Source organism: Castellaniella denitrificans (genome assembly GCF_027214045.1).
GTDB classification, from domain to species: Bacteria; Pseudomonadota; Gammaproteobacteria; order Burkholderiales; family Burkholderiaceae_B; genus Castellaniella; species Castellaniella denitrificans_A.
Genome location: NZ_JAPWHE010000001.1, coordinates 637,809 through 663,228, shown reverse-complemented (window position 1 = coordinate 663,228; position 25,420 = coordinate 637,809). Strand labels below are relative to the sequence as shown.

Genomic DNA, 25,420 nt, shown 5'->3' with positions numbered 1-25,420 from the left:
CAGTGTGGACACCCAGCCGTCGGACAATCCGGATCCTGGCGGGCACCGGACTGACGCTGCTGGTGCTGGCCGCCCTGGCCGCGTGGCTGGTGCCAAAAACCGTGCGCGGCGCGCTGACCCAGGACGTCTCGGATCTGCTGGGCCGCCCGGTCCAGGTGGGCGACATCCGTTTCAATCCGTTCACGCTGGCACTGCGCGCGCAGGACATCGTCGTCGAGCAGCCCGGTTCCGATCAACCGCTGCTGCGGGTGGGCGCACTCGACCTGCGCGTGGCATGGCGCTCCCTCGTGCTGTTCGCGCCGGTGCTCGACAGGATATACGTCGACCAGCCCCGGATCGTTCTGGTGCGACAGGAAGCCGCACGCTTCAATTTTTCCGACATCGTCGACCGGCTGGCCGTGCGCGCGGCCCGGCAATCCGCCGCATCCGAACCGGATGATGACGGGCCGCCGCGATTCTCCCTGAACAACCTGTCGTTGACGGGGGGCGTCATCCGCCTGGACGACCAGGTCACCGGCCGTCAGCAGACCATCGACGAACTCACGCTGGGCATCCCTTTCATTTCCTCGTTCGGTTACGCCACCGACATCGACGTGCAGCCCACGGTGCACATGCGGATCAATGGCAGTCCCTTCGACCTGAGCGGCACGGCGCGACCATTCGAGGCGGTGCCCACGTCCACGCTGGACGTGACGCTGGACGGCGTGTCGCTCGACAAATGGGCCGACTTCTGGCCGCTGCCCTTGCCTGTCAAGGTCAAGAGCGCCCTGCTGGATTCCCGGCTGCAGGTGCGATTCGAGCAGCCGCCGGGCGCTGCACCACGGATCCGCGTGCAGGGCGCCCTGGGCCTGCGCCAGCTGGACGTGGCCGAGGTTTCCGGAGCGCCGCTGCTGGCCTGGGAGGCCCTGAGAGCCGAGGGACTGGCGCTCGACCTGGGCGCGCGGACGGTCTCCATGGACACGCTGACCCTGACGAAACCGCGTGTGGAAGCGCACCGCGACGCCACGCAACTGAACTGGCAGCGCGTGGCCGAGGGCTTCGCCAGGCTGACGGAACCCGCACCCGCGAATCCGCAGGCCGTCGAAGCACAGACCGCGACCGCCGATAGCTCCTGGAAAATCACCCTGGGCGCCTTCAGGCTCGACGCCGGCTCCGTGCATCTGCGCGACGATCCCAGCGGCCTGGACTACCCGCTGGACGGTCTGAACGCCGAGGTCGAGCGCATCGCCTGGCCGCAGGCTCCCGACCAGCCCATGCAGGCCAGGCTGAACATGGTCAACAGCCTGGACGGCGGCACGCTGCGGGTCCAGGCCCCGGTCATGCTGCGCCCCCTCTCAGCCCAGGCGCAGGTCAGCCTGGAAAACCTGGCGCTGGCGCCGTTCGCGGCGGCCGTGCGCCACGTCGCGCCCATCGCGCTGAAGGACGGCCGGCTGAGCCTCTCCGGCCTGGTCGTGGTGGCCGGTGAGCGGGCCGAGGCCCGCAATGTTCATCTCGGCCTGAGCCAGTTCGCGGCGCGCGACGAGTCCGCGCGGCCCGGCGTGGACCTGTCCCTGGGCTCGCTGACACTGACGGCCGACCGTCTGGGCCTGGATGACAGGGCAACGCATTTCACCCTGCGGGCCGAAGGCATCCAGACACACGGCACACTGGCGCTGGACGGGTCGCTGACGGCGCGGCCGCTGACGGTCGAGACCTCGGTCGACCTGAGGAAATTCGACGCGGCTTCCCTGGCGCCCTACATTGCGTCCCGCCTGAACGCCACGGTGCGTAGCGTGACCCTGGGTGCGCGCGGCAAGGCCGAATTCGCCGCGCCGCAAGACGGACAGGCCTTGCGGGCGGACTGGCGCGGCGCGGTCCAGGTCGACGGCCTGGACCTCCAGGACCGCGTCAACAAGGCCGCGTTCCTGAACTGGAAGCACCTGGGCCTGAGCAACATGCATGTCTCCGTGGCGGGGCCGAAGCTCGGCCTGGGGCTGGGGGACATCCGGCTGGACGATTTCTACGGCAACATCCTGCTCAACAGCGACGCGCGCCTGAACGTGATGGACATCCTGGTGGACAAGGGCACCGCCGCCGGCTCGATCACCCAGGACACGCAGACCCGGCGCGCACGCGCGGGCAGCGCGGCTTCTTCGAAGGCGAAAGCGAAGGCGGGCAGGTCCGCTCCCCCGCCCGCCGCGCCCGACATCTCGATCGACAGCGTCACCCTCAAGCACGGCCGCATGACATTCAATGACCGTTTCGTGCGCCCCAACTACCGCGCCGAACTGTCCGCCATCGAAGGCACGCTCACGGCCGTGTCCTCGACCCGGCCGAAGCCGGCCAAGGTCCGCGTCACCGGCCGCGTCTACGGCACCGCCCCGCTTTCCGTCTCGGGCACAGTCCAGCCTTTCGCGCGCTACCTGGCGCTGGACCTGAAGGCTTCGGCCAAGGGCGTGGACCTGCCCCGGTTCACCACGTACTCGTCCAAGTACGTCGGCTACGCGATCGAACGCGGCAAGCTTTCGGTCGACTTGCACTATCAGATCAAGGACCGCGCCCTGATGGCCGGCAACCAGGTGCTGCTCAACCAGATCACCTTCGGCAAACCATCCGGCAGCCCCGACGCGCTCAAACTGCCCGTCTTGCTGGCCGTCGCCCTGCTGAAGGACGCCAACGGCAACATCGACATCAACCTGCCGATCTCCGGTTCCCTGGACGACCCGCAGTTCTCGGTGGGCGGCATCATCGTGCAGGTGATCGTGAACACGATCGCCAAGGCGGTGACCGCGCCCTTCAAACTGCTGGCCTCCGCCTTCGGCGGGGGGGAAGACCTGTCGCGCGTCGATTTCGCGCCGGGCAGCGCCGCACTCGACGAAACGGCGCAATCGAATATCACCACGCTGGTCAAAGCGCTGACCGACCGGCCCGCACTGAAGATGGACATCATCGGCCGCGCAGACCCGCGGGCCGACGAAGCGGGGCTGCGCCAGGCCTGGGTGGACGGCCGGATCCGCGCGGCCAAGGCCAAGGCGGCCGGCAAGCGGGGCGGACAGGCGGGCGCCGGCATCGAGCTGACCGACGCCGACCGCGCCAGATACCTGGAGGACGCCTACGACGGCACCAAGATCAAGAACAAACCGCGCAACGCCATCGGCATCGCCAGATCGTTGCCGCCCGAGCAGATGAACGCCCTGCTGCTGGCCGCCGCCCCGCTGGGAAAACAGCCCCTTGCAGCCCTGGCCGAGGCGCGCGCGCAAGCCGTGTACGAGCAGATCATGGCGACCGCGCCGGCACTGGCCGACCGGGTCTTCCTCGTGGCGCCCAAGCCCGACGCCGAAGGGATCGAGGACGGCGGCGCGGCCACGCGCGTGGATTTCTCGCTGCACTGAGTCCGGCGGCCCCTGCGCTCAGCGCCGACAGGCGAACGCCGGCCCGAAGGCCTGCTCCAGGGTCTGGACCTGTCCCAGCAGGCTGCAATCGTAGCCCACCAGGTTGCGCACGTACTCCTGATAGGCGTCCCCGTTCATCAGGTCCAGCAGCCGCTGCAGGGACTGGGTGCCGACCAGTTCCTTGTTGATGCCGAAGAAATAACGCTCCCGCGCCAGCGGCACGAATTCCAGCCCGCATCGCCAGGCGGCGGTCTCGACGCCGATGCCGACGTCGGCCATGCCGCTGGCGATATGAGCGGCGATGGCCATGTGCGTGAATTCACCGCTGTCGAAACCGATGACGTCTTTTGGATCGATGCCCAGGCGCTCCAGCATCAGATGGATCAGGAAACGGGTGCTGGAACCGATCTGCCGGTTCACGAAGCGCACATCCGGGCGCACCAGGTCGCTGGCCGACAGGATGCGCTTCGGGTTGCCGGGTTGCACGAACAGCCCCGTATTGCGTTCCGCCAGATGCAACAGCAGCATGCGGTCCGGATCGAGCCAGCGCATGTAGCGTTGCAGGATCGGCTTCTCGTATTCCGCGACCGGCACCTGGAAACCGGCCAGATCGCATTCCCCCCGGTCCAGCGAGGCCAGCGCCTCGATCCCGGTACGGTAGCGCAGTTCGAGCGGCAGCATGTCCTGGCCGTTGGCCAGACGCATGAGACCCTCGACGGCGAAGCCGTGGCTGGCATGCAGGCGCAGCACGGACATTTCCTCGGAATACAGGCGCTGAAGCTCTTCCTGCAGTTCGGAGGCCAGGCTCTCGAAAGTCGGGGCCAGGCGCGCATCGATGCGCCGGTTGGCCCACAGCAGATGTTGCGCGAAGCTGGTCAGGCGCGAGCCGCGCCGCCGCGACGTTTCGATCAAGGGCGCCTGGAATTCGGCTTCGGCCTTGCGCAGGATGCCCCAGGCATGGCGATAGGACACGCCGCGCGCCTGACACGCCCCCGCGATATGACCATGCTCGTCAACGGCGGCCAGCAGCCGCAACACGTCGCCCATAGGCAGTATTTCCCCGGATTGCTTTTCCAGCACCCATTCCGAATGCAGACGGGGTTTGAAGCGATAAACCGCCATGTCTCCTCCTGGAAGTCTTATTAATATGAATTAAATTACATATAAAAATATGACCCTGAGGTAAATATGTTTTTATTATCTTATTGAAATCAAATTATTTTCAAGAGTAGAGTCAATCAACGGCACTGATTCATATATGCACAGATAAACCTATTAAAGCGCATGCCCGCCGATCATGCGCCCGGAGACGAAGCCATGGATATCATCCGGCCCGATGCCGACGCAGCCCCGCATGATGCCGATCCGCTGGTGCGGGACATCCTGGCGCGGCACGCCGGCCAACCCGGCGCCCTGTTGCCGATTCTGCACGACGTGCAGGATGCCCTGGGCTGGATTCCCGAGACGGCCGTGCCGCAGATCGCCGCCGCCCTGCAACGGTCCCGCGCCGAGGTCCATGGGGTGATCAGCTTCTACAGCCATTTCCGTACCGCGCCACCCGCGCGCACGCAACTCGAGGTCTGCCGCGCCGAATCCTGTCAGGCCTGTGGCGGCGGCGCCCTGTACGAACACGCCCGGGCGCGCGTCGCCGCCGGGAACACCGGCGAAATCTCGCTGGCCCCGGTGTTCTGCCTGGGCCTGTGCGCCCAGTCTCCGGCCGTCATGATCGACGGGCGTCCCCACGCGCACGTCACGCCTGAAAAACTGGACGCCCTGCTGGCCGCGGCGCGGGAGGCCTGAGCCATGGAACGCATCCTCTACCTCCCGCTGGACACCGCCGCGCTGGCCATGGGGGCCGACGCCGTGGCCGACGCCTTCCACGCGGAAGCGGCCCGACGCGGCCTGGACCTGCGCATCGTGCGCAACGGCTCGCGCGGCCTGCACTGGCTCGAACCGCTGGTCGAGGTCGCCACGCCTTCCGGGCGGGTCGCCTACGGGCCCGTCGCGCCGGAAGACGTCCCTTCCATCCTGGACGCGGCCTGGACGGACGGGGCGGTCCATCCCTTGTGCCACGGCCCGACCGAAGACATCCCTTTCCTGAAAAAGCAGGAACGCCTGACCTTCGCCCGGGTCGGCCTGATCGACCCGCTCAGCATTCCCGACTACGAAGCCCACGGCGGTTACGCCGGGCTGCGCCAGGCACTGGCCATGGACCCCGGAGCGATCGTCGACGCCGTCACCGAATCCGGCCTGCGCGGCCGGGGCGGGGCCGCCTTCCCCACCGGCGTCAAATGGCGCACGGTGCTGCAAGCCCCGGGGGCGCAGAAATACATCGTCTGCAACGCCGATGAAGGCGACTCGGGCACATTCTCCGATCGCATGCTGATGGAGGGCGATCCCTGCGCCCTGATCGAGGGCATGACGATCGCCGGCCTGGCCGTGGGCGCCACGCGCGGCTATCTCTACGTCCGCTCCGAATATCCCCAGGCCGAACGGATCCTGGCCGGCGCCCTGCGCGCGGCGCGCGCAGCCGGCTGGCTGGGCGACGACATCCAGGGTTCCGGCCGCGCCTTCGACATCGAACTGCGGCGCGGCGCGGGCGCCTACATCTGCGGCGAGGAGACCTCGCTGCTCGAAAGCCTGGAAGGCCGCCGGGGCCTGGTGCGCGCCAAGCCGCCGCTGCCCGCCGTGCGCGGCCTGTTCGGCTGCCCCACCGTCATCAACAACGTGATTTCCCTGGCCACGGTGCCCTTCATCCTGGCCCGTGGGGCGCAGGCCTACCGCGACTTCGGCATGGGCCGCTCCCGGGGCACGCTGCCCTTCCAGCTGGCGGGCAACATCCGCCACGGCGGTCTGGTCGAAAAAGCCTTCGGCCTGACGCTGCGCGAGCTGTTGTTCGACTTCGGCGGCGGCAGCGCCTCGGGACGGCCGCTGCGCGCGATCCAGGTGGGCGGCCCGCTGGGCGCCTACCTGCCCGAATCCCAGTGGGACACGCCACTGGACTACGAGGCCTTCCTGGCCATTTCCGCCATGCTGGGTCACGGCGGCGTGGTCGCCTTCGACGAGACCGCCGACATGGCCGCCCTGGCCGAATACGCCATGGAATTCTGCGCCATCGAATCCTGCGGCAAATGCACGCCCTGTCGCATCGGCTCGGTGCGCGGCACCGAGGTCATCCGCGCGATCCGCGACGGCCAGGACCGCGAGGCCCGCGCAGAGCTCCTGCGCGACCTGTGCGACACGATGATGGCCGGATCGCTGTGCGCGCTGGGCGGCATGACGCCCTATCCCGTGCTGTCCGCCCTGCGCCATTTCCCCGAAGACTTCGGTCTCGCCGCCGAACAGCCCCTGCACACCGCCTAAGGAGCCCGCCATGCTGGAAACCGTCCTCAAGCGCGACCGCGACCTGGGCACGCCCGAGTCCCCGTCCACCGAAACCGTCACCCTGACCATCGACGGCCAGGCTGTCACCGTCCCGGCCGGCACCTCGATCATGCGCGCCGCCGCCGAGACCGGCATCCAGATCCCCAGGCTCTGCGCCTCGGACAACCTCGAGGCCTTCGGCTCCTGCCGCCTGTGCCTGGTGGAAATCGAGGGCCGCCGGGGCCACCCGGCATCCTGTACCACGCCCGTCGAGGACGGCATGGTGGTCCGCACCGAAACCGGCAAGCTCCACGCACTGCGGCGCAACGTGATGGAACTCTACATCTCGGACCATCCGCTGGACTGCCTGACCTGTCCGGCCAACGGCGACTGCGAGCTGCAGGACATGGCCGGCGTGGTGGGGCTGCGCAACGTGCGCTACGGCCTCGAAGGCGCCAACCACCTCGACGACGCCATCGACGCGTCCAACCCCTATTTCACCTACGATCCGTCCAAGTGCATCGTGTGCAGCCGCTGCGTGCGGGCCTGCGACGACGTCCAGGGCACCTACGCCCTCACGGTCCAGGCGCGCGGTTTCGATTCGCGCATCATCGCCGGCCAGGACGACGGCTTTCTGGCGAGCGACTGCGTATCCTGCGGCGCCTGCGTCCAGACCTGTCCGACCTCGGCGCTGATCGAGAACACCGTGATCGACCAGGGTCAGGCCGATCACGCGGTCATCACCACCTGCGCCTACTGCGGCGTCGGTTGCGGTTTCAAGGCCGAGATGAAGGGCGATCAGGTGATCCGCATGACGCCCTGGAAGGACGGCAAGGCCAATCGCGGCCATTCCTGCGTCAAGGGCCGCTTCGCCTGGGGCTACGCCACCCATGCCGACCGCCTGACCAAGCCCATGATCCGCGCGAAGATCACCGACCCCTGGCGCGAGGTTTCCTGGGAAGAGGCGCTTGCCCACGCCGCGTCCGAACTGCGCAGGATCCAGGCACGGTATGGCGTGGACTCGATCGGCGGCATCACCTCGTCGCGCTGCACCAACGAGGAAACCTACCTCGTGCAGAAACTGGTGCGCGCGGCCATGGGCAACAACAACGTCGACACCTGCGGCCGGGTCTGCCATTCCCCCACCGGCTACGGGCTGAAGACCACCATCGGCGAATCGGCCGGCACCCAGACCTTCGACTCGGTCATGCACGTGGACGTGGCCGTGGTGCTGGGCGCCAACCCCAGCGCCGCCCATCCGGTCTTCGCCTCGCGCCTGAAACGCCGGCTGCGCCAGGGCGCGCGCCTGATCGTGATCGACCCGCGCCGCATCGAGCTGGTGGACGCGCCGCACGTGAAGGCCGACTACCATCTCCCGGTGCGCCCGGGCACCAACGTCGCCGTGCTCAACGCCATGGCCCACGTCATCGTCACCGAGGGCCTCGTCAACGACGATTTCGTCCGCGCCCGCTGCGAGGATCGGGCCTTCGATGAATGGATGCAATTCATCCGCCGTCCGGAACACGCGCCCGAAGCCACCGAATCGATCACCGGCGTGCCGGCGGCCGACCTGCGCGGCGCAGCCCGTCTATACGCCACCGGCGGCAACGCCGCCATCTATTACGGCCTGGGCGTCACCGAGCACAGCCAGGGCTCCACGGCCATCATGTGCATCGCCAACCTGGCCATGGTCACCGGCAACATCGGCCGCGAAGGCGTGGGCATCAACCCCCTGCGCGGCCAAAACAATGTCCAGGGCTCCTGCGACATGGGTTCGTTCCCGCACGAGTTCCCCGGCTACCGTCATGTGTCCGACGACAAGGTGCGCGCCGAGTTCGAGCGCGCCTGGGGCGTCCCGCTGCAATCCGAGCCGGGCCTGCGGCTGCCCAACATGTTCGACGCGGCCCATGGCGGCTCGTTCAAGGGCCTGTATTGCCAGGGCGAGGACATCGCCCAGTCCGACCCCAACACCCGCCATGTGGTGGCGGCCCTGGAAGCCATGGAATGCGTGATCGTCCAGGACATGTTCCTGAACGAGACCGCCAAATACGCGCATGTCTTCCTGCCGGGTTCGTCCTTCCTCGAAAAGGACGGCACCTTCACCAACGCCGAACGCCGGATCTCGCGGGTGCGCCAGGTCATGGCGCCCAAGGCCGGCCTGGCCGACTGGGAGGTCACCTGCGCCCTGTCCAACGCCATGGGCTACCCCATGCGCTACGCCCATCCCGGCGAGATCCTGGACGAGATCGCCCGGCTGACGCCGACCTTCGCCGGCGTGTCCTTCGGCCGCATCGCCGCCCTGGGCGGCAGCGTCCAGTGGCCCTGCAACGACGCGGCCCCCGAAGGCACGCCCATCATGCACGTGGACGAATTCGTGCGCGGCAAGGGCCGCTTCATGATCACGCAATACGTCCCGACCGACGAACGCTCCACGCGCCGCTTCCCGCTGCTGATGACCACGGGCCGGATCCTGTCGCAATACAACGCCGGGGTGCAGACCCGGCGCACCGCCAACAATACCTGGCACAGCGAGGACATCCTCGAGATCCACCCCCACGACGCGGAGGACCGGGGCATCGTCGAGGGCGACCGCGTCGCCATCGAAAGCCGGGCGGGGGAAACCGTGCTGCGCGCCACCGTCACCGACCGGATCCAGCCCGGCGTGGTGTACACCACCTTCCACTTCCCGGAGTGCGGATCGAACGTCCTGACCACCGACAACACCGACTGGGCCACGGACTGCCCCGAATACAAGGTGACGGCCGTCCAGGTGCGCAAAGTCACCGGGCCGTCGGCCTGGCAACGGGACTGGGAGACCTTCGAGCGGCGCCAGGACGAACTGCTGAACACCCGCCTGCCCCAGGCCGCGTCCACCGGCGCCTGAGGAGACCCGCATGCACCCCGCAGACTTCGATCCCCTGTCCGACTTCCCCGACCCATCCGCCGGCCTCGCGATGGGCGACATCGTGCGCGTCGGCGATCGCCGGGCCACGGCCACGCAGGACGCCATCGCCTGCGAACAGGCGGTCGCCCTGGAATACAACGGCATCGCGCACGCGGCCCTGCTGGCCTCGCCGCTGCACATCCCCGAGCTGGCCCTGGGTTTTTCCTACACCGAAGGCATCATCCGGTCCCCGGCCGACGTGCTGGACCTGGAGGTCGAGTCCGTCTCCGATGGCCTGGTGGTCCGCCTGAGTATCGTCAACGCCCGGCTGCACGCGCTCAAGCTGCGCCGGCGCAGCCTGGCGGGCAGCACCAGCTGCGGCCTGTGCGGCGTGCAGAGCCTGGCGCAGATCCGCCGCGACCTGCCGCCCCTGGACGCCCCGGAACACCCCTGGTCGGCCCGGGCCATCCAGTCCGCGCTGGAGCAGTTGCGCCAGCGCCAGCCGCTGCACAACCTGACCGGCGCCACCCACGCGGCCGCCTGGGCCGACGCCGAAGGCCGCCTGGCCTGGACCTATGAAGACGTCGGGCGGCACAACGCGCTCGACAAGCTCATCGGCCGCCTGCTGCGCGAACCGGTGGACCGCGGCCGGGGATTCGTCGTGATTTCCAGCCGGGCCAGCTTCGAGATGGTGCAGAAGGCCCATGCCGCCGGCATCCGGGCGCTGATCGCCGTCTCCGCCCCCACCACCCTGGCCGTGCGACTGGCCCAGGAAGCCCCCATGATGCTGGCCGGCTTCGCGCGCGACGGCCGCTGCACGATCTACAGCCGGCCCGATGACCTGAACATGGACCTGGACGGGAGCCGCACGTGACCAACATCGAACACCTGATCCGCCTGGCCAACCGCATCGGCTTGTTCTTCGAGGCCATGCCCGACCGTGCCGCCGGCATCGACAGCATCGCCGACCACATCCGGCGTTTCTGGGATCCGCGCATGCGGCGGGCGCTGCTGGACTATCTCGGCGCGCACCCGGACGGGCAATGGGGCAATACCGCCCTGTCGCCCATCTGTCTGGAAGCCATCGCCCGGCACCGTGAGCATCTCTATCCCAGGCAAGGCGCCAGCCCCGCCTGACATTCCGCAGCCCCCTGCTTTTTCCGACCTCGGCAGCACACACACACACCGGGCATTCGACCCAGGAGGAGACACCATGAGTACGGAAGCAACCCAGAACGGATTTTTCAGCAAGGAACGCATCACCGCTCCGCCCGGCTTCAATCGCTGGATGATCCCGCCCGCCGCCCTGGCGGTCCACCTGTGCATCGGCCAGGCCTACGCCTTCTCGGTGTTCAACGGTCCGATGACGAGACTCATCGGCATCCAGCAGCCCGCGCCGGACGACTGGGGCCTGCCCGCCCTGGGCTGGATCTTCAGTCTCGCCATCCTGTTCCTCGGCCTCTCGGCCGCCTTCGCCGGCAAATGGCTCGAAGAGGTCGGACCGCGCAAAGCCATGTTCGTGGCGGCCTGCTGTTTCGGCGGCGGGTTCATCGTGTCCTCGATCGGGATCTCGACCCATCAGCTGTGGCTGCTGTATCTGGGCTACGGCGTCCTGGGCGGCATCGGCCTGGGCATCGGCTACGTCTCGCCCGTCTCGACCCTGATCAAGTGGTTCCCGGACAAGCGCGGCATGGCCACCGGCATGGCCATCATGGGCTTCGGCGGCGGAGCCTTCATCGCCTCGCCGATGTCGGTGGCGCTGATGGAGCACTTCCGCACGCCGGACTCCATGGGCGTGGCCCCGACCTTCATGGTGATGGGCGTGCTGTACTTCATTTCCATGCTGATCGGCGCCTGCGCCATCCGCATCCCGGCGCCTGGCTGGAAGCCCGAGGGCTGGACACCGCCGGCCACACAGAAGGCCATGATCTCGCGCAACCACGTTCACATCGACCAGGCCCTGAAAACACCGCAGTTCTGGCTGCTGTGGTGGGCGCTGACCCTGAACGTGACGGCCGGCATCGGTGTGCTGGGCCAGGCCTCGGTGATGATCCAGGAAAGCTTCCGCGGCGCCATCACGCCGGCCGCGGCGGCCGGTTTCGTCGGCCTGCTGTCGCTGGCCAACATGCTGGGGCGCTTTTTCTGGTCCAGCACGTCGGACTACCTGGGACGCAAGACCACCTATGGCATCTTCTTCGTGCTGGGCGCCGTGCTTTATTTCCTGGTGCCCGGCATGGGCGCCTCGGGCAACGTCGCCCTGTTCGTGCTGTTCTACGCGATCATCATCTCGATGTACGGCGGCGGCTTCTCCACCGTCCCGGCCTACCTGGCCGACCTGTTCGGCACCCGCTACGTCGGCGGCATCCATGGCCGTCTGCTGACCGCCTGGGCGGCCGCCGGGGTGCTGGGCCCCGTGCTGGTGAACTACATCCGCCAGTACCAGGTCGACCACGGCGTCCCGCCGGGCCAGTCCTACACCGTCACGATGTACCTGATGGCCGGCCTGCTGGTCGTCGGCTTCATCTGCAACCTGCTGGTCCGTCCGGTCGCCGCGCACCACCACATGAGCGCCGAGAGCGACCACACGCCCCTGGGCGCCAGCCTGGCCCACCAGAAATAGGAGACCGCCATGTCCACGACGACGACCCGCTCCCCCTCGCCCGCCCTGATCATCCTGTTCTGGCTCTACGTCGGCGTCCCGCTGGCGCTGGGCATCTGGGAAACCCTGCTCAAGGCCAGCGCCTTGTTCCACTAGCCGGGAAACGCGGGAAGCCGGCGCTCTCCGGCGGTTTCCCGCGCCGGTCCACTACAGCCACTTGATCCGGCGGAATTTCCAGTACAACAGCCCGCAGACCGCGCCCGTCCCGGCCAGCATCGCCGGATAGCCGTAGGTCCAGCCCAGTTCCGGCATATCGTGGAAATTCATGCCGTAGATGCCCGCCACCGCCGTGGGCACGGCCAGGATGGCCGCCCAGGCGGCGAGCTTGCGGGTGATGTCGGTCTGTTGCATCTGGCTGATCATCATGCTGGCCTCGAAGGCGAAGGCCAGCGCCTCGCGCAGCCCGGCGATCGACTCGACGATGCGCTGGATCCGGTCCGCCACCTCGTTGAAATACCCCCGGCTGTCGGCGCCGATGTTGCGCATGTCCACGCGTGCCAGCCGGCGGCAGATTTCCACCAGGGGCGCGATCGCCGTCTGCATGCGCAGCAGGTCGCGACGCAGGCGGTACAGGCGGCGGATGTCCATTTCGCGGAACCCGCGCAGGAGGAACTGGTGCTCGACGCCCTCGACCTTCGCCTCCATATGGTCCAGCGCCTCGACGGCGCGGTCCGCCAGGAGGTCCAGCAGCGTGGAGGCGACATAATCGCTGCCCCGGCTCAGGAACTCCGGCGACTCGGCCAGTTGATCGCGCAAGGCCCGGTACGATCCTTCCGCGTGGCGCCGGATCGTCAGCAGATAACCCGGCCCGATCAGCAATTGGGTGTCCCCGAAGCCCGGCCGGTCCTGGACGATCTCGACCGTCACCACGACCACCAGCGTCAACTGGTCGTATTCAATGATTTTCGGGCGCCGGTGCGGCGCGATGATCTCCTCGATGGCGCGCCTGGGCAGGCCAAGCCGCCGGCCCACGTCGTTCACCAAGTCCTCGTCCGGGTCCTTGAGGCCGACCCAGAGCAGGCCAGATGCCGTCGCGGCCGGGCCCAGGTCCGCCAGACCGATGTCACGGCCTGGCTGCCCCGCCGCATACAAGACGGAAGCCACGGCGGACCGCCGGAAAGCCTCATCCAGGGACATATCGTCGGCGGACGTCATGATCTTTTCCCGTGCTCAATCCTGCCAGGCGCGCAGGAACGCCAGCAGCACCTGCGCGGCGTTGTCCGCCGCGATGTGCAGGAAGGCGTTCATCTCGTTTTCGCCCGGCCCGCCGCCCGCCAGGTCGCTGAGCGAGCGGAAGGCGATGAAGGGCACGCCCGCGCGCCAGGCGACCTGGGCGCAGGCCGCGCTTTCCATGTCCAGCACGTTGGCCTGGAACGTACGGAAAGCGTAGCGGCGGAAATCCGCATTGTCCACGAAGGCCTGGCCGGACACGCCATTGCCGCCGACCACCAGGCGGGGGCGCTCGTTCAGGCAGCGGTTCTGATGGTCGCAGCCGCGCAGCGGCACGGACTGGATGCCGCGCGCCACGGCCAGCATGCGCGGATCGGCCTCGAACCAGAATTTATCCTGGATGCCCTCCCCGTCGGCGGGCCGCACGCGCACTGCGCGCGGCTGCATCATGCCGTAGGGCGCAAACTCGAATGCGCCCTTGGCGGCCGGCGCGCGGTACCTTCCCGGCGCGATTTCCCGCATCATCACCACTTCGAGATACTGCCCCCAGCGCTCCGGGACGCTGACATCGCCGATGCGCAGCCCGGGGTTCACACCGCCCGCGATTCCGCTGAAGACGAGGTGTGTGACATGGAAGCGGTCGAACAGGAGCTGGGTGTTCATGGCGGCGTTGACCATGCTGATGCCGCTGAGCGCCAGCACGACGGGCCGGCCTTCCAGCAGCCCGGTGGTGAACTCGACCCCCTGGATGGTGAAGGCGCGCGGATCCCGCAAGCGGGCGCGCAACAGATCCAGTTCCGGCGCGAAGGCGGACAGGATGGCCATGCGCGGAGTTTCGTCCACCCGCCCGGCCGGCTGCCCAGCCACGGGCGCGGGTACCGCATCGGAGACCACCGGGCCGGACGCGGCCAGGACCGGCGCCGGCGTGCCCGTCCACACGCCGGTCCAGAGCAGCGCGGCGGAGGCCAGGATGGCGGCGATTCGCCGCGCGGAATGACAGGTCATGGATTCGGCTCCCGGGAGGAAACGGAGGGATCGTTCTCGGACTCGACGCCATCCAGCCGCCGGACTTCGAAATCCGCATGCAAGGGCTCAAGCGGCGGCAGCGGCCGGCCCGCCTTGGCCGACAGTTCGGCGAAGCGGCCGACCTTGCCGTACAGGCCCCGTTGCCCCGTCACGGCCGTGACGACGCTGTTGTAATGCGTGGCCGCCGCCCCCAGGACATGGCCCAGCTTGCGCAAGCGGTCGGCCACCACTTCGACCTGCCGGTACAAGCCGCCCGCCTGGTCGCTCAGCGCCCGGGCCTGTTCGTTGCCCCGCGCCAGCATCCACAGCGTCGCCACCGTGCGCAGGACCGGCATCAGCGTGGTGTGGGACACCAGGACGACGTTGTGGCGGTAGCCATGGTCGAACAGTTCCCGGTCGTGCCGCATGGCCTCGATGTAGGCCGGCTCGATCGGCATGTACATCAGCACGAAGCCGGGACTTTTCATGCCGATCAGGCCGCTGTAGTCCTTTCGGGCCAGGTCGTCGATGTGATGGCGCACGGCGCGCGCGTGCGCGGCCAGCGCGGCCTCGCGATCCTCGGGCGTGGCCGCCGCCACGGCCCGGTCATAGTCCACCAGCGAGACCTTGCTGTCGAGGATCAAGTGCTTGCCGTCCGGCAGACGGACGACGAAATCCGGTTGCCGCCGGTTGCCGGCCTCGTCGCGGAAGGGCGCCTGGGCCTGGTAGTGATCACCCGCGATCAGCCCCGCCAGTTGCAGGCTGCGTTCGAGGAGGACCTCGCCCCAGTTGCCGGTGGCTTTCTTGTCGCCCTTCAGGGCCGTGGCCAGGGACTGGGCCTCGTCGCTCATTTTCAGGCCGACGTCCAGCACGCGGCGGATCTCAGCGTCCAGCCGGGCCTGGCCGCGCACCGAGGCGTCGTGGATTTCATTGACGCGCCGCTGGAAACCTTCGATCTGTTCGCGGAAAGGCCGCAACAGGCCATCGAGCGTGTCCTGGCTGGCGCGGGAAAAACCCTGACTCTTTTCTTCCAGCACCTGGCTGGCCAGATGCTGGAATTCCGTCCGCATGGACGCCCGCGATTGCTCGTAGGCCTGGCGCAGATCATCGAGGGCGGCGAGCTTTTCCTGGTGGGCCGCCTGCAGCCGGGCCAGCTCCAGCCGGCCTTCCTGCGCCCGGGCACGCCAGTCTTCCAATGCCTGCGCACTGGCGGCCGCATCCCGGTCAAGCTGCGCGATCCGGTCCTGGAGCTGGTCGGCGCGTTCCGTCTGGCGGGCCGTCTCGGCCGCCTGGGCCAGCAGGCGCCGCCTCGCGGGCCAGGCGCCGGCCACGGCCCCGACCAACAGGGCCAGCGCCAGCGCCGCCAGGATTTCCGGAGAAAACGGGATCACGATGCCGTCCTATGCCGCATGAAGAATAGCCGCCATCATCGCACAGGCGCGGGTGCGCCGACGGGCTTCAGGCCGAGCGCAGCACCTCGGTCTTGCGGGACACGCCCTGGCGCAGACCGCTGGGATCGGTGTCCACATAATGGGGAATGCTGCTCTGGACATGCAGATGCAGCCCCTGGATCAGGCGCAGGGCGCCCTCCGGCAATTCGTGCGTCGCCTGCGAAACGGCGCCGATCATGTAGGCGATATCGGTCTGGAGGGGCCGCAGCACGACGCCATCGAGCTGGGCGCCCCGGATCGAGAACGGATCGATGAGCGCCACGCCCAGCCCGAGCCGCACCATGGACAGGGCCGTCTGCTGGCTGCCGACTTCGACATGGCGCCGGTTTTCGTCCGCCGTGGCCTGCGCCAGGCTGCTGGTCAGGTGGTAGCGCATGCGATAGCGGTTGAGCAGCGTGATGACATCGGTGTTGCGGATGTCATCGAACTGGATCACATCCCGGGACACCAGTGGATGCGAGGCGGGCAGCGCCAGCAGGCAGGGCGCCTGGCCGCACCAGTGCACACGCACGGCCTCGACGTCGATCGGCAGGCTGAGGAGCGCGAAATCGGCACGTCCCTCGGAAAGGGCGCTGGCCGGCGCCTCGTGGACGACTTCCTCGATGATGAGCTTCTGGCGGAACACGGGACTGAAGCGGTCCATCCGGGCCAGGGCCTCGGGCAGCAGGCCGCGGGCAAGATCGACGGACGCCAGGATCCGCAAGGGACGGACCTGGCCGCTGCGCATGCCCTGCACCCGCGATTCCAGCTGGTGCAGATCGGCCAGGATGCCGCGCACTTCCTGGTAGAACTCGCCACCCTGTTCGGTCAGCGTGATGGCGGGCCGGGTGCGGGCGAACAGCATGAAGCCCAGCTCGGACTCCAGATCGCTGATCTGGCGGCTGACGACGGGCTGCGAGCGGCCCAGCATGCGGCCTGCGGCCGTGACGCTACCGCTGGTCACGATGGCGTTCAGGGCCTCGAGTTGGCGTATTTCCATGGCATCCGATGCGGATGGTCCTACCGCATCAAAGAGTCGCCTGGATCAGCCGGTCACGGCCCAGGCGAAATATCTAGCAAAAAAATGTTATACGAATATTACCGCCCGGACCGGACGCCAAAGCAATGAGCAAGCGTCGGAAAGGTCTCCTCCCGCACGGATTGGGCATAGTCCCGGGCCGCCTGCCGGATCACCTGCCCGGCATCGGCGAAACGCTGGGCGAATTTCGGAATCCGGTCGCCGCTCAGGCCCAGGATGTCCTCGGTCACCAGGATCTGGCCGTCGCACGCGGGCGAAGCCCCGATACCGATGGTGGGGACCGGCAGCGCCGCCGTGATTGCCCGCCCCAGGGGCTCGCTGATGCCCTCCAGCACCACACCGAACGCCCCGGCCTGCGCATGGGCCCGCGCGTCTTCCAGGATGCGGCGGGCGGCGGCATCGGTCATGCCCTGGGCCTTGAAACCGCCCATGGTGTTGACGTACTGGGGCATGAGCCCGACATGGGCCAGCACCGGAATGCCGCGCTCCACCAGGAACCGCGTCGTCTCTGCCAGGGGCTGGCCGCCCTCGAGCTTGACGCCGGACACGCCGCTGGCCGCCAGCAGGGACGCGGCATTGGCGAACGCCTGGGCCGGGGACTGCTGGTAGCTGCCGAACGGCATGTCCACGATCACGCAGGCGTGTTCCGTGGCCCGGACCACGGCGGCGGCGTGCGCGGCCATGGTCTCGACCGTGATCGACAACGTATCGGGCAGTGCGTAGCCGACCATGGCCGTGGAATCGCCCACCAGCAGCATGTCCACGGCTTCGTCCAGCAGACGGGCGATCGGCGCGATATAGGCGGTCAGCGCCGCGATCTTGCGCTCGCCCTTGAAAGAGACGAGCTGGGGCACCGTGACGCGTTGCGCCTGACTATGTACACTCATTCGACTGACTCCAAAGATTCGTTCATCGCCCGTGGCGGGCCGACCGTCGGCCAGCCGTGCGCCGCATTCACCGGAGACCCGCATGTCCACCAATCAACCATACATCACGCTTCATGATGGCCGCCGCGCGCCCCAACTGGGCCTGGGCACCTGGAAACTGACCGGCGACGCGGTCGTCCCGTCGATCCAGGCCGCCGTCGAGGCCGGCTACCGTTCCATCGACACCGCCGCCATCTACGGCAACGAGGCCGAGGTCGGACGAGGCATCGCCCGGTGCGGCATCCCGCGCGAGAACCTGTTCGTGGCCACCAAGGTCTGGAACGACCGGCATGGTCACGATAGTACCAAGACCGCGTTCCAGGAAAGTCTGGACCGGCTGGGGCTCGACTATGTCGATCTGTACCTCATCCACTGGCCGGTGCCCAGGGAAAAGCGTTATCTGGAAACCTGGGAGGCCCTGATCCAGTTGCGCGACGAGGGGCGCGCCCGCTCGATCGGCGTCTGCAACTTCCAGCCGGGCCATCTGCAAAGGCTGCTGGACAGCACCGGCGTGCTGCCGGTGGTCAACCAGATCGAACTGCATCCCCATTTCCAGCAAGCCGAGCTGCGCGCCTACCACGAGGATCACGACATCCGCACCGAAGCCTGGAGCCCGCTCGGCCAGGGCCAGGCGCTGCGGGATCCCGCGATCCTGGAGCTGGCCCATCAACTGCGGGCCACCCCCGCCCAGGTGATCCTGCGCTGGCACATCCAGATGGGACACATGGTGATTCCGAAATCCTCGCACCCGGAACGGCTCCAGGAAAACTTCAATTTATGGAACTTGCACCTGGATGAGGCCGCCATGGCGCGGATCGCCGCCCTGGACCGCGCCGACGGACGCCTCGGCCCCGATCCCGAGACGTTCCACCTGCTGAAGTAGGCCCCGGCGCGACGCGCGGGCCCGGAGACCCCGCTAGGCGCCGTCGCGTCCGGCCCGCCACCCCAGGCGGATCGCCAGGGCCGGCGCGAAGGCGAACACGCCGTACACCGCCCAGGCGGCCTGCCGCGCACCTTGCCCCCCCCCCGGATCCGTGAAACCCGCCGCATTGGCGACCACGCCCGCCAGGCCGGCGCCCAGGGCGATCGCATATAGCTGCAGGGTCGTGATCGCCGCCGAAGCGATGTTCTGCTGGTCCGGCGGCGCGGCCCGGAACACGCCGGTCAACAGGTGCGGCCAGCATAGGCCGACGCCGATCCCCACCCCCAGCAGCAACGCGGCCAGCAGCGCCGCAGGTGAGCCTGGATCGGGCATGAAGACATACAGCCCCGCCAGGGACGCGGCCGACAGGATCGGCCCCAGCGCCAGCATGCGGCCGACGCTGGCGGACCCGCGCCCGGAGCTGGCCAGGGTGCCCAGCGACCAGCCGGCCGACATCAGCGCCGACAGATAGCCCGCATGCAGCGGCGACTGCCCATGCAGGACCTGCAGAAAATAAGGGACGAAGACTTCCGTCGTCACGCCGATGCTCAGCAGACCGATCATGGCGTAGCGGCGTCCCAGCGGGTGGCCCAGAGACCAGGCGCCCGCGGGCAGGAAACGCTGGCGGGCCCGGCCGTCCATGCGCGCCAGCCAGAGGATCAGCAGCAGGCCACCCGTCACGCCGGCGAGCTGGACTGTCCAGGACGCGGACAGGCTGGCCGCCGACACCACCAGCACGGATGCGACCAGCAGCCCCATACGCAACAAGGGCGCTTCCAGCCGGCCGCGCCGGTCCCGGCCCGTCGGACCGAGTTGCGTGACCAGCAGCGCGCCCAGCAGGACACACACCGGCAACACGGCCCAGAACGCCCAGCGCCAGTGCCCGGATTCGGCGAACAGGCCGCCGATGGCGGGCCCCGACAGCGTGGCCACGCCCCACATCCCGGAAATCAGGGCCATGGCCCGCGCCCACAGGGTCTGATCGAACACCAAGGGCACAGTGGCATAGCTCAGGCTGAGCAACATGCCGCCGCCCAGGCCCTGTCCCACCCTGCCGCACAGCAGCCAGGGCATGCTGGGCGCCAGCCCGCAGACCACGGTCCCCCCCATGAACACCAGCAAGGCCAGCAGGAATGTACGCCGCAGGCCGTGCCAGCGGATGCCCAGGGGCGCGCACGAGGATCCCATGATCGAGGCCGCCACGAACAGCGTGGTGTTCCAGGCGTACCAGGGCAACCCGCCGATGTCCCGGACGACCGAGGGCAGGATGGTGGTGGCGATGAACATGTTGATCGCATGCACGGCCACGCCGCCCGCCAGGGCGAGGGACCGCAGGCCGTTGCGGCCCCTCAGCAGGGCGCCCCATGAGGCGGAAGAGGATGACGTCATCCGCCCATGATAACCGCCCGCCTCAATCCAGCAGTTGCCGCAGGGCGTACTGCAGGATGCCGCCATGGCGGTAATAGGCGGCTTCGGTCGGGGTGTCGATGCGCACCAGGGCGTCGAATTCGATGTCGCCCGCCCGGACGCGCACGGTCTTGGGCGTGACGCCGTCGTTGAAGGCCTCGACCCCGGTGATCTCGAAGGTTTCCTCGCCCCGGATCCCCAGGGAGGCCGCGTTGCTGCCCGCCGGGAACTGCAGCGGCAGTACACCCATGCCGATCAGGTTCGACCGGTGGATCCGTTCATACGATTCGGCGATCACCGCGCGCACGCCCAGCAACACCGTGCCCTTGGCGGCCCAGTCGCGCGAGGAACCGGAACCGTATTCCTTGCCGGCCAGGATCACCAGCGGCGTCCCCGCCTTCAGGTAGTTCCGGGAAGCCTCGAAGATCGTCGCGACCGGCGCGCCGTCACGGGTGAAATCGCGCGTCCAGCCACCTTCGGTGCCCGGGGCGATCTGGTTGCGCAGACGCACGTTGGCGAAAGTGCCGCGGATCATGACCTCGTGGTTGCCGCGCCGCGACCCCAGAGAATTGAAATCCTGGGGGTCGACACCTTGCGCGCGCAGGTACTGCCCGGCGGGCGTGTCCTTGCCGATGGAGCCGGCCGGACTGATGTGGTCGGTGGTGACCGAATCCCCCAGCAGCGCCAGCACCCGCGCACCGCGGATGTCGCCCACCGGCCGGGGCTGCCGGGGCATGCCCTGGAAATAGGGTGGATTGCGCACGTAGGTGGAATCGTCCTGCCAGTCGAACAGGCTGCCCTCCGGGGTGTCCAGACCGCGCCAGATGTCGCCGCCGTCGAACACGCCGGCATAGCCGCGCGTATACATGTCTGACGAGATGCAGGACCGGATCACGTCCTGGACCTCTTCGGAACTCGGCCAGATATCGCGCAATCGCACGTCCCGGCCCTCGGCATCCCGGCCCAGCGGATCGTTGAGCAGATCGATGTCCATGGTGCCGGCCAGCGCGTAGGCCACTACCAGCGGCGGGGACATCAGGTAGTTGAGCTTGACCTCGGCATGAATGCGGCCTTCGAAGTTGCGGTTGCCCGACAGCACCGAGACGACCGCCAGATCGTTGGCGCGCACGGCCTCGGAGACCTCGGGGATGAGGGGGCCCGAATTGCCGATGCAGGTGGTGCAGCCGTAGCCCACCAGGTTGAAGCCCAACTGGTCCAGATAAGTCGCCAGTCCGGCTTTTTCATAGTAGTCGGTGACCACGCGGGATCCCGGCGCGAGACTGGTCTTGACCCAGGGCTTGCGGCGCAGTCCGCGTTCCACCGCTTTCTTTGCCAGCAATCCGGCCGCCATCATGACGGCCGGATTGCTGGTGTTGGTGCACGAGGTGATGGCCGCGATGACCACGGCGCCATGGTCGATCACGCATTCGCCGGCGTCGGGCAGCCGCACGGTCGCCGGGTTGGGTTTCGGCGCGCCCGGCAGCGCGGCCAGGGACTTGGCCAGCGCGGGCTGGGCGGCGGTGAGCGCGATCCGGTCCTGGGGCCGCTTGGGGCCCGCGATCGACGGCACCACGGTGCCCAGGTCCAGCTCCAGTCGTTCGGAATAGCGCGGTTCGTGCGCAGGGTCGTGCCACAGGCCCTGGGCCTTGGCGTAGGCTTCGACCAGGGCGACCTGCTCGGCCGAGCGACCGGTGAAGCGCAGGTAGGCGAGGGTTTCCTCGTCGATCGGGAAGATGGAGATGGTGGAGCCGTACTCCGGGCTCATGTTGCCGATGGTGGCGCGGTTGGCCAGCGGCACGGCGGCCACGCCGGGGCCGTAGAATTCGACGAACTTGCCCACCACGCCATGCTTGCGCAGCATGTCGGTGATGGTCAGCACCAGATCGGTGGCGGTGGTGCCTTCGGGCAGGGCGCCGGACAGCTTGAAGCCGACCACGCGGGGGATCAGCATCGAGATGGGCTGACCCAGCATGGCGGCCTCGGCCTCGATCCCGCCGACCCCCCAGGCGACGACACCCAGGCCGTTGACCATGGGCGTGTGCGAATCCGTCCCCACACAGGTGTCGGGATAGGCCTCGGTCACGCCGTCGACCTGGCGCGTGAACACGCCGCGCGCCAGATGTTCGAGGTTGACCTGGTGGACGATGCCGGTGTCCGGCGGCACGACGCGGAAATTGTCGAAGGCCGTCTGGCCCCAGCGCAGGAATTTGTAGCGTTCGACGTTGCGCCGGTATTCGATTTCCTGGTTGCGGCGGAACGACTGGTTGTGGCCGAAGTCATCCACGATCACCGAGTGGTCGATGACCAGTTCCACCGGCGCCAGGGGATTGATGCGGTCGGGCTGGCCGCCCAGTGCCCGCATGGCGTCGCGCATGGCGGCCAGATCCACCAGCGCGGGCACCCCGGTGAAGTCCTGCAGCACGACCCGCGCCGGTGTGAAGGCGATTTCACGGCTGGGTTCGGCATCGGGATCCCAGCCGGCCAGGGCGCGGATCTCGTCGGCACGCACGGCGACACCGTCCTCGGTGCGCAGCAGGTTTTCCAGCAGGATCTTCAGGCCGTAGGGCAGGCGGCCCGGATCGAGCCCGTGGTCCTTCAGGGCGTCCAGCCGCCAGATGCGATAGGAATTGCCTCCCACATCCAGGGTTGCGCGCGCGCCGAAACTGTTGGGATGTGCCATGACGTGTCCTCCTGTCGGTTCGAGCCCGGGCCACCGGAGCGTCTGCGCCACGGGGCCGCTGATCCGGTCCATCTTACACCGCATCGCGCCCGCGCTCGCCGGCCATCCGCGTCGCGGCGCGGAACCGTGCGCCAACGACCGGACGCCGTCCAGGGTTAAGCCCGGTTTTCTCCGCAAGCCGGCCTACACTGGAACGAGTCCCGTTTCTCCGGAGCCCTTCCATGGCATTTCCCGCATTCTTCGCCCAGGCCCCCCGCATCGCGCTGCATGATCCGCTGGCCCGCCTGCTGGGCGCGTCCGATGACGGCCTGATCGAATACGGCTATGAAGACGCCGTGCGTCTGGCCGGCCATTCCTGCCCCACCGTGGCCGGCGCCTGGCTGATGACGGTGCGCGCGCTGCGTGCCCTTTACCCCGATACCCCGCCGCAACGCGGCGACATCGACGTCACCTTTGCAGACGATGCGACCAGCGGCGTCACCGGCGTCATCGCCAACGTGGTCGGACTGGTCACCGGCGCCACCACCGACACGGGCTTCAAGGGGCTGGCCGGCCAGCACGACCGGCGCGATCTGATGCATTTCCAGGGCGACATCCCGGGCGAGATCGTCTTCGCCCGCCGCGATACGGGCGAGCGGGTGGCGGTGTCCTTCAGCGCCCAGGGCGTGCCGGGCTCGCCAGCCGCCATGCCGATGCTGCAGAAGATCCTGACGGGCAGCGCCAGCGATGCGGAAAAACAGGAATTCGGGCATTTGTGGCAAGACCGTGTCCACCGCATCCTGGAAGCCATCGACCAGCCCGGCCTGGTGACGGTCAGCCCGCTGACGCGCGCCGCCTGATCGTTTCATCCGGAACCGCCTCAGCGGCGGCGTTCGTGGGTGCTGTAATAGTGCCGCTTGTCCGCGTAAAGCGACTGATCGGCGTCTTTCAGGGCCTGCTCCAGCGCGTCGGGATTGCGGCAGGTGACCTCACCGGCCGAGACGCTCAGCGGGATGCCGCCGTAATACTGGTTGTTCAGCTCGATCAGGGATTGAATGTTGTCCCGCACCAAGCGGGTCGCCGCCTCGTCGAGGCCGGGCAGCAACACCACGAACTCGTCGCCGCCGATGCGCGCCGCCTGGCCGGGGCGATCGACCGCCTTGTTCAGCACTTCGCCGAAGCGGCGCAGCAGATCGTCGCCCGCCGCGTGGCCGCCCTCGTCGTTGGCCTGCTTGAGATTGTTCAGGTCCAGGGCGATGAAGGACACCAGCGGCGTGCGTTTACGCTGCAGGCGGCCCAGCTCGTCGACGAAATAGGACCGGTTCTTCAACTGGGTCAGCACATCGTGCTTGCCCAGGTATTCCAGATAGGCCTCGGCTTTCTTGCGGGCGGTGATGTCGGTCAGGGATACCAGCACCAGGCCCCAGTCCTCTTCGTGCCCCTGGAACACCGACAGCTGCAAATGGATGTGCAGGGCGTCGCCCGCCAGCGTGTGATTCCGGACCTCTTTCTGGTGGAACAGGCGGCCATGCCACAGCTCGATCAGCTGCTCGGCGAAGGTATCGCGCGACTCCTCGCGAAAAACGTCGCTCATCCGCTCGATCAGTTGATCCCGGGAATCGGCCTTGAACAGTTCCAGGGTGTAATCATTCACATCAATGACGCGGATTTCCTGGAGGCAGCGGTCGATGAAGTCGGGATGCACGTCCAGGAAAGTGCGGAAGTCGCTGATGTCCTGACCGCGCAGTTCGTCGAACAGGCGCTTGATGGCGCTGAAGTCCTCGACCCACAGGGAAACCGGTGCCTGCTGGAAGAATTCGCGGGCATCGCGCGCGCTGGCCTGCGCCTGGCGCCGGGCCTCCTGGAGCGGCGTGACGTCTTCCATGGCCACCAGGATCCGGTCCCAGGGCTGCTTGTCGTCGGCCAGTGCCACAGCCTTGAGCGAAAGATCCAGACGGCGGCCGTCCAGCGTATAGTTCACCGTCTGGCTGTGAAAGCCCCCGTGGCCGCGCCAGAGCTGGTCGAGTTCTCCGGCCAGGCCCTCGAAGGTATCGTCGCGCAGGACGTCCGCCAGCCGATCCATCAGTTCGGACTGGGTCCGGGCGCCGAACAAGGACAGCGCCTGGCGGTTGACGCGCAAGATGCGGATCAGGCCGGCGCAATGCCGCAACCGGTCGCGATCCTGGAGCAGCCAGGATCTCAGGTCCGTGACGCCCTCGGCCCGCCAGCGATCGAACTGAGCGTACAGGGCGCTGTAGTCCTCCAGCCACAAAGCCATGGGGGTGGCCTCGAAGAAGTCCGGCATGCCGGACTCCGGTGCCCGCGATTCGGTCACCGCCGCCTGCCTCTCATCCATCCTGATGTCCTGCCTGGCTGATTCGGATTTTCATCGTCGGCGCCCGTGCCCGCATATGGAAAGCAGGGATTCTAAATGATATCCCCGGGAAAAAGACCCCATTCCCGTCATGGTCGAAGGTCATTGCCCAACCACCCCGGCCTGGCATCTAGAGAAAACACCAATGGACAAGAAATCAAATAAACACATGAAGATGAACAATATGAAAGGGCCGCGACCCGGAACCCGG

Annotated in this window: 19 protein-coding genes; 10 read left to right on the top strand and 9 right to left on the bottom strand. The window is 67.9% G+C overall.

All coding sequences use genetic code 11. The features are described 5' to 3' along the window. Positions 1-2 precede the first annotated feature (2 nt). Positions 3-3,371 (top strand): DUF748 domain-containing protein, encoded by a 3,369-nt coding sequence (locus O4H32_RS03170; protein WP_407932595.1) that lies wholly within the window; start codon positions 3-5, stop codon positions 3,369-3,371. An 18-nt stretch (positions 3,372-3,389) separates the two neighbouring features. Here O4H32_RS03170 and O4H32_RS03165 read toward each other — a convergent pair whose 3' ends face one another. After that, on the bottom strand, positions 3,390-4,493 hold the full coding sequence (locus O4H32_RS03165; protein ID WP_269356607.1) for a substrate-binding domain-containing protein: 1,104 nt from the start codon (positions 4,491-4,493) through the stop codon (positions 3,390-3,392). Between the two features lie 195 nt (positions 4,494-4,688). Between O4H32_RS03165 and O4H32_RS03160 the strand changes: the two genes are divergently transcribed. From O4H32_RS03160 to O4H32_RS03130, 7 genes are all read left to right on the top strand, one after another. After that, positions 4,689-5,171, top strand: coding sequence for an NAD(P)H-dependent oxidoreductase subunit E (locus O4H32_RS03160; protein WP_269356606.1), 483 nt, complete (start codon positions 4,689-4,691; stop codon positions 5,169-5,171). A 3-nt stretch (positions 5,172-5,174) separates the two neighbouring features. Next, positions 5,175-6,734 (top strand): formate dehydrogenase beta subunit, encoded by a 1,560-nt coding sequence (locus tag O4H32_RS03155; RefSeq protein ID WP_269356605.1) that lies wholly within the window; start codon positions 5,175-5,177, stop codon positions 6,732-6,734. Positions 6,735-6,744: 10 nt separating this feature from the next. Next, the gene (gene fdhF, locus O4H32_RS03150) at positions 6,745-9,618 is read left to right on the top strand and encodes a formate dehydrogenase subunit alpha (RefSeq protein WP_269356603.1); all 2,874 of its coding nucleotides are present in this window, start codon (positions 6,745-6,747) and stop codon (positions 9,616-9,618) included. 10 nt (positions 9,619-9,628) lie between these two features. After that, positions 9,629-10,492 carry a formate dehydrogenase accessory sulfurtransferase FdhD gene (gene fdhD, locus O4H32_RS03145; RefSeq protein ID WP_269356601.1) on the top strand — a complete coding sequence of 288 codons (864 nt, stop codon included), beginning with the start codon at positions 9,629-9,631 and terminating at the stop codon, positions 10,490-10,492. Then, positions 10,489-10,755: a formate dehydrogenase subunit delta gene (locus tag O4H32_RS03140; RefSeq protein ID WP_269356599.1), complete on the top strand. Its 267-nt coding sequence runs from the start codon at positions 10,489-10,491 to the stop codon at positions 10,753-10,755. The genes fdhD and O4H32_RS03140 overlap by 4 nt, the downstream gene beginning before the upstream one ends. A gap of 76 nt (positions 10,756-10,831) precedes the next feature. Continuing rightward, complete coding sequence (locus O4H32_RS03135) at positions 10,832-12,238, top strand: L-lactate MFS transporter (RefSeq protein ID WP_269356598.1); 1,407 nt, start codon at positions 10,832-10,834, stop codon at positions 12,236-12,238. Positions 12,239-12,247: 9 nt separating this feature from the next. Beyond that, complete coding sequence (locus tag O4H32_RS03130; protein WP_269356596.1) at positions 12,248-12,373, top strand: MFS transporter small subunit; 126 nt, start codon at positions 12,248-12,250, stop codon at positions 12,371-12,373. Positions 12,374-12,424: 51 nt separating this feature from the next. Here the strand turns inward: O4H32_RS03130 and O4H32_RS03125 are convergent, their stop codons facing one another. The 5 genes from O4H32_RS03125 to panB form a co-directional block, all read right to left on the bottom strand. Beyond that, positions 12,425-13,432, bottom strand: a complete 1,008-nt coding sequence (locus O4H32_RS03125) for a magnesium and cobalt transport protein CorA (RefSeq protein WP_269356594.1) — start codon at positions 13,430-13,432, stop codon at positions 12,425-12,427. Between the two features lie 15 nt (positions 13,433-13,447). After that, the gene (locus O4H32_RS03120; RefSeq protein WP_269356592.1) at positions 13,448-14,452 is read right to left on the bottom strand and encodes a 5'-methylthioadenosine/S-adenosylhomocysteine nucleosidase; all 1,005 of its coding nucleotides are present in this window, start codon (positions 14,450-14,452) and stop codon (positions 13,448-13,450) included. Further along, complete coding sequence (locus O4H32_RS03115) at positions 14,449-15,843, bottom strand: DNA recombination protein RmuC (RefSeq protein WP_269356590.1); 1,395 nt, start codon at positions 15,841-15,843, stop codon at positions 14,449-14,451. The genes O4H32_RS03120 and O4H32_RS03115 overlap by 4 nt, the downstream gene beginning before the upstream one ends. Before the next feature lie 67 nt (positions 15,844-15,910). Beyond that, complete coding sequence (locus O4H32_RS03110; RefSeq protein WP_269356588.1) at positions 15,911-16,882, bottom strand: LysR family transcriptional regulator; 972 nt, start codon at positions 16,880-16,882, stop codon at positions 15,911-15,913. 98 nt (positions 16,883-16,980) lie between these two features. Beyond that, positions 16,981-17,808, bottom strand: a complete 828-nt coding sequence (gene panB / locus O4H32_RS03105; RefSeq protein WP_269356586.1) for a 3-methyl-2-oxobutanoate hydroxymethyltransferase — start codon at positions 17,806-17,808, stop codon at positions 16,981-16,983. An 82-nt stretch (positions 17,809-17,890) separates the two neighbouring features. Between panB and O4H32_RS03100 the strand changes: the two genes are divergently transcribed. Next, positions 17,891-18,730 (top strand): aldo/keto reductase, encoded by an 840-nt coding sequence (locus O4H32_RS03100; RefSeq protein ID WP_269356585.1) that lies wholly within the window; start codon positions 17,891-17,893, stop codon positions 18,728-18,730. 33 nt (positions 18,731-18,763) lie between these two features. Here the strand turns inward: O4H32_RS03100 and O4H32_RS03095 are convergent, their stop codons facing one another. Continuing rightward, positions 18,764-20,158 carry an MFS transporter gene (locus O4H32_RS03095; protein ID WP_269356583.1) on the bottom strand — a complete coding sequence of 465 codons (1,395 nt, stop codon included), beginning with the start codon at positions 20,156-20,158 and terminating at the stop codon, positions 18,764-18,766. 22 nt (positions 20,159-20,180) lie between these two features. Then, positions 20,181-22,856 carry an aconitate hydratase AcnA gene (gene acnA, locus O4H32_RS03090; protein WP_269356582.1) on the bottom strand — a complete coding sequence of 892 codons (2,676 nt, stop codon included), beginning with the start codon at positions 22,854-22,856 and terminating at the stop codon, positions 20,181-20,183. A gap of 221 nt (positions 22,857-23,077) precedes the next feature. On the opposite strand from acnA, the gene O4H32_RS03085 reads away from it, so the two are divergent. Next, complete coding sequence (locus O4H32_RS03085) at positions 23,078-23,695, top strand: FmdE family protein (protein WP_269356580.1); 618 nt, start codon at positions 23,078-23,080, stop codon at positions 23,693-23,695. A gap of 20 nt (positions 23,696-23,715) precedes the next feature. Here O4H32_RS03085 and O4H32_RS03080 read toward each other — a convergent pair whose 3' ends face one another. After that, a complete protein-coding gene (locus O4H32_RS03080) occupies positions 23,716-25,191 on the bottom strand; it encodes a sensor domain-containing diguanylate cyclase (RefSeq protein WP_269356579.1) in 1,476 nt (491 codons plus the stop codon). Between the last annotated feature and the right edge of the window lie 229 nt (positions 25,192-25,420).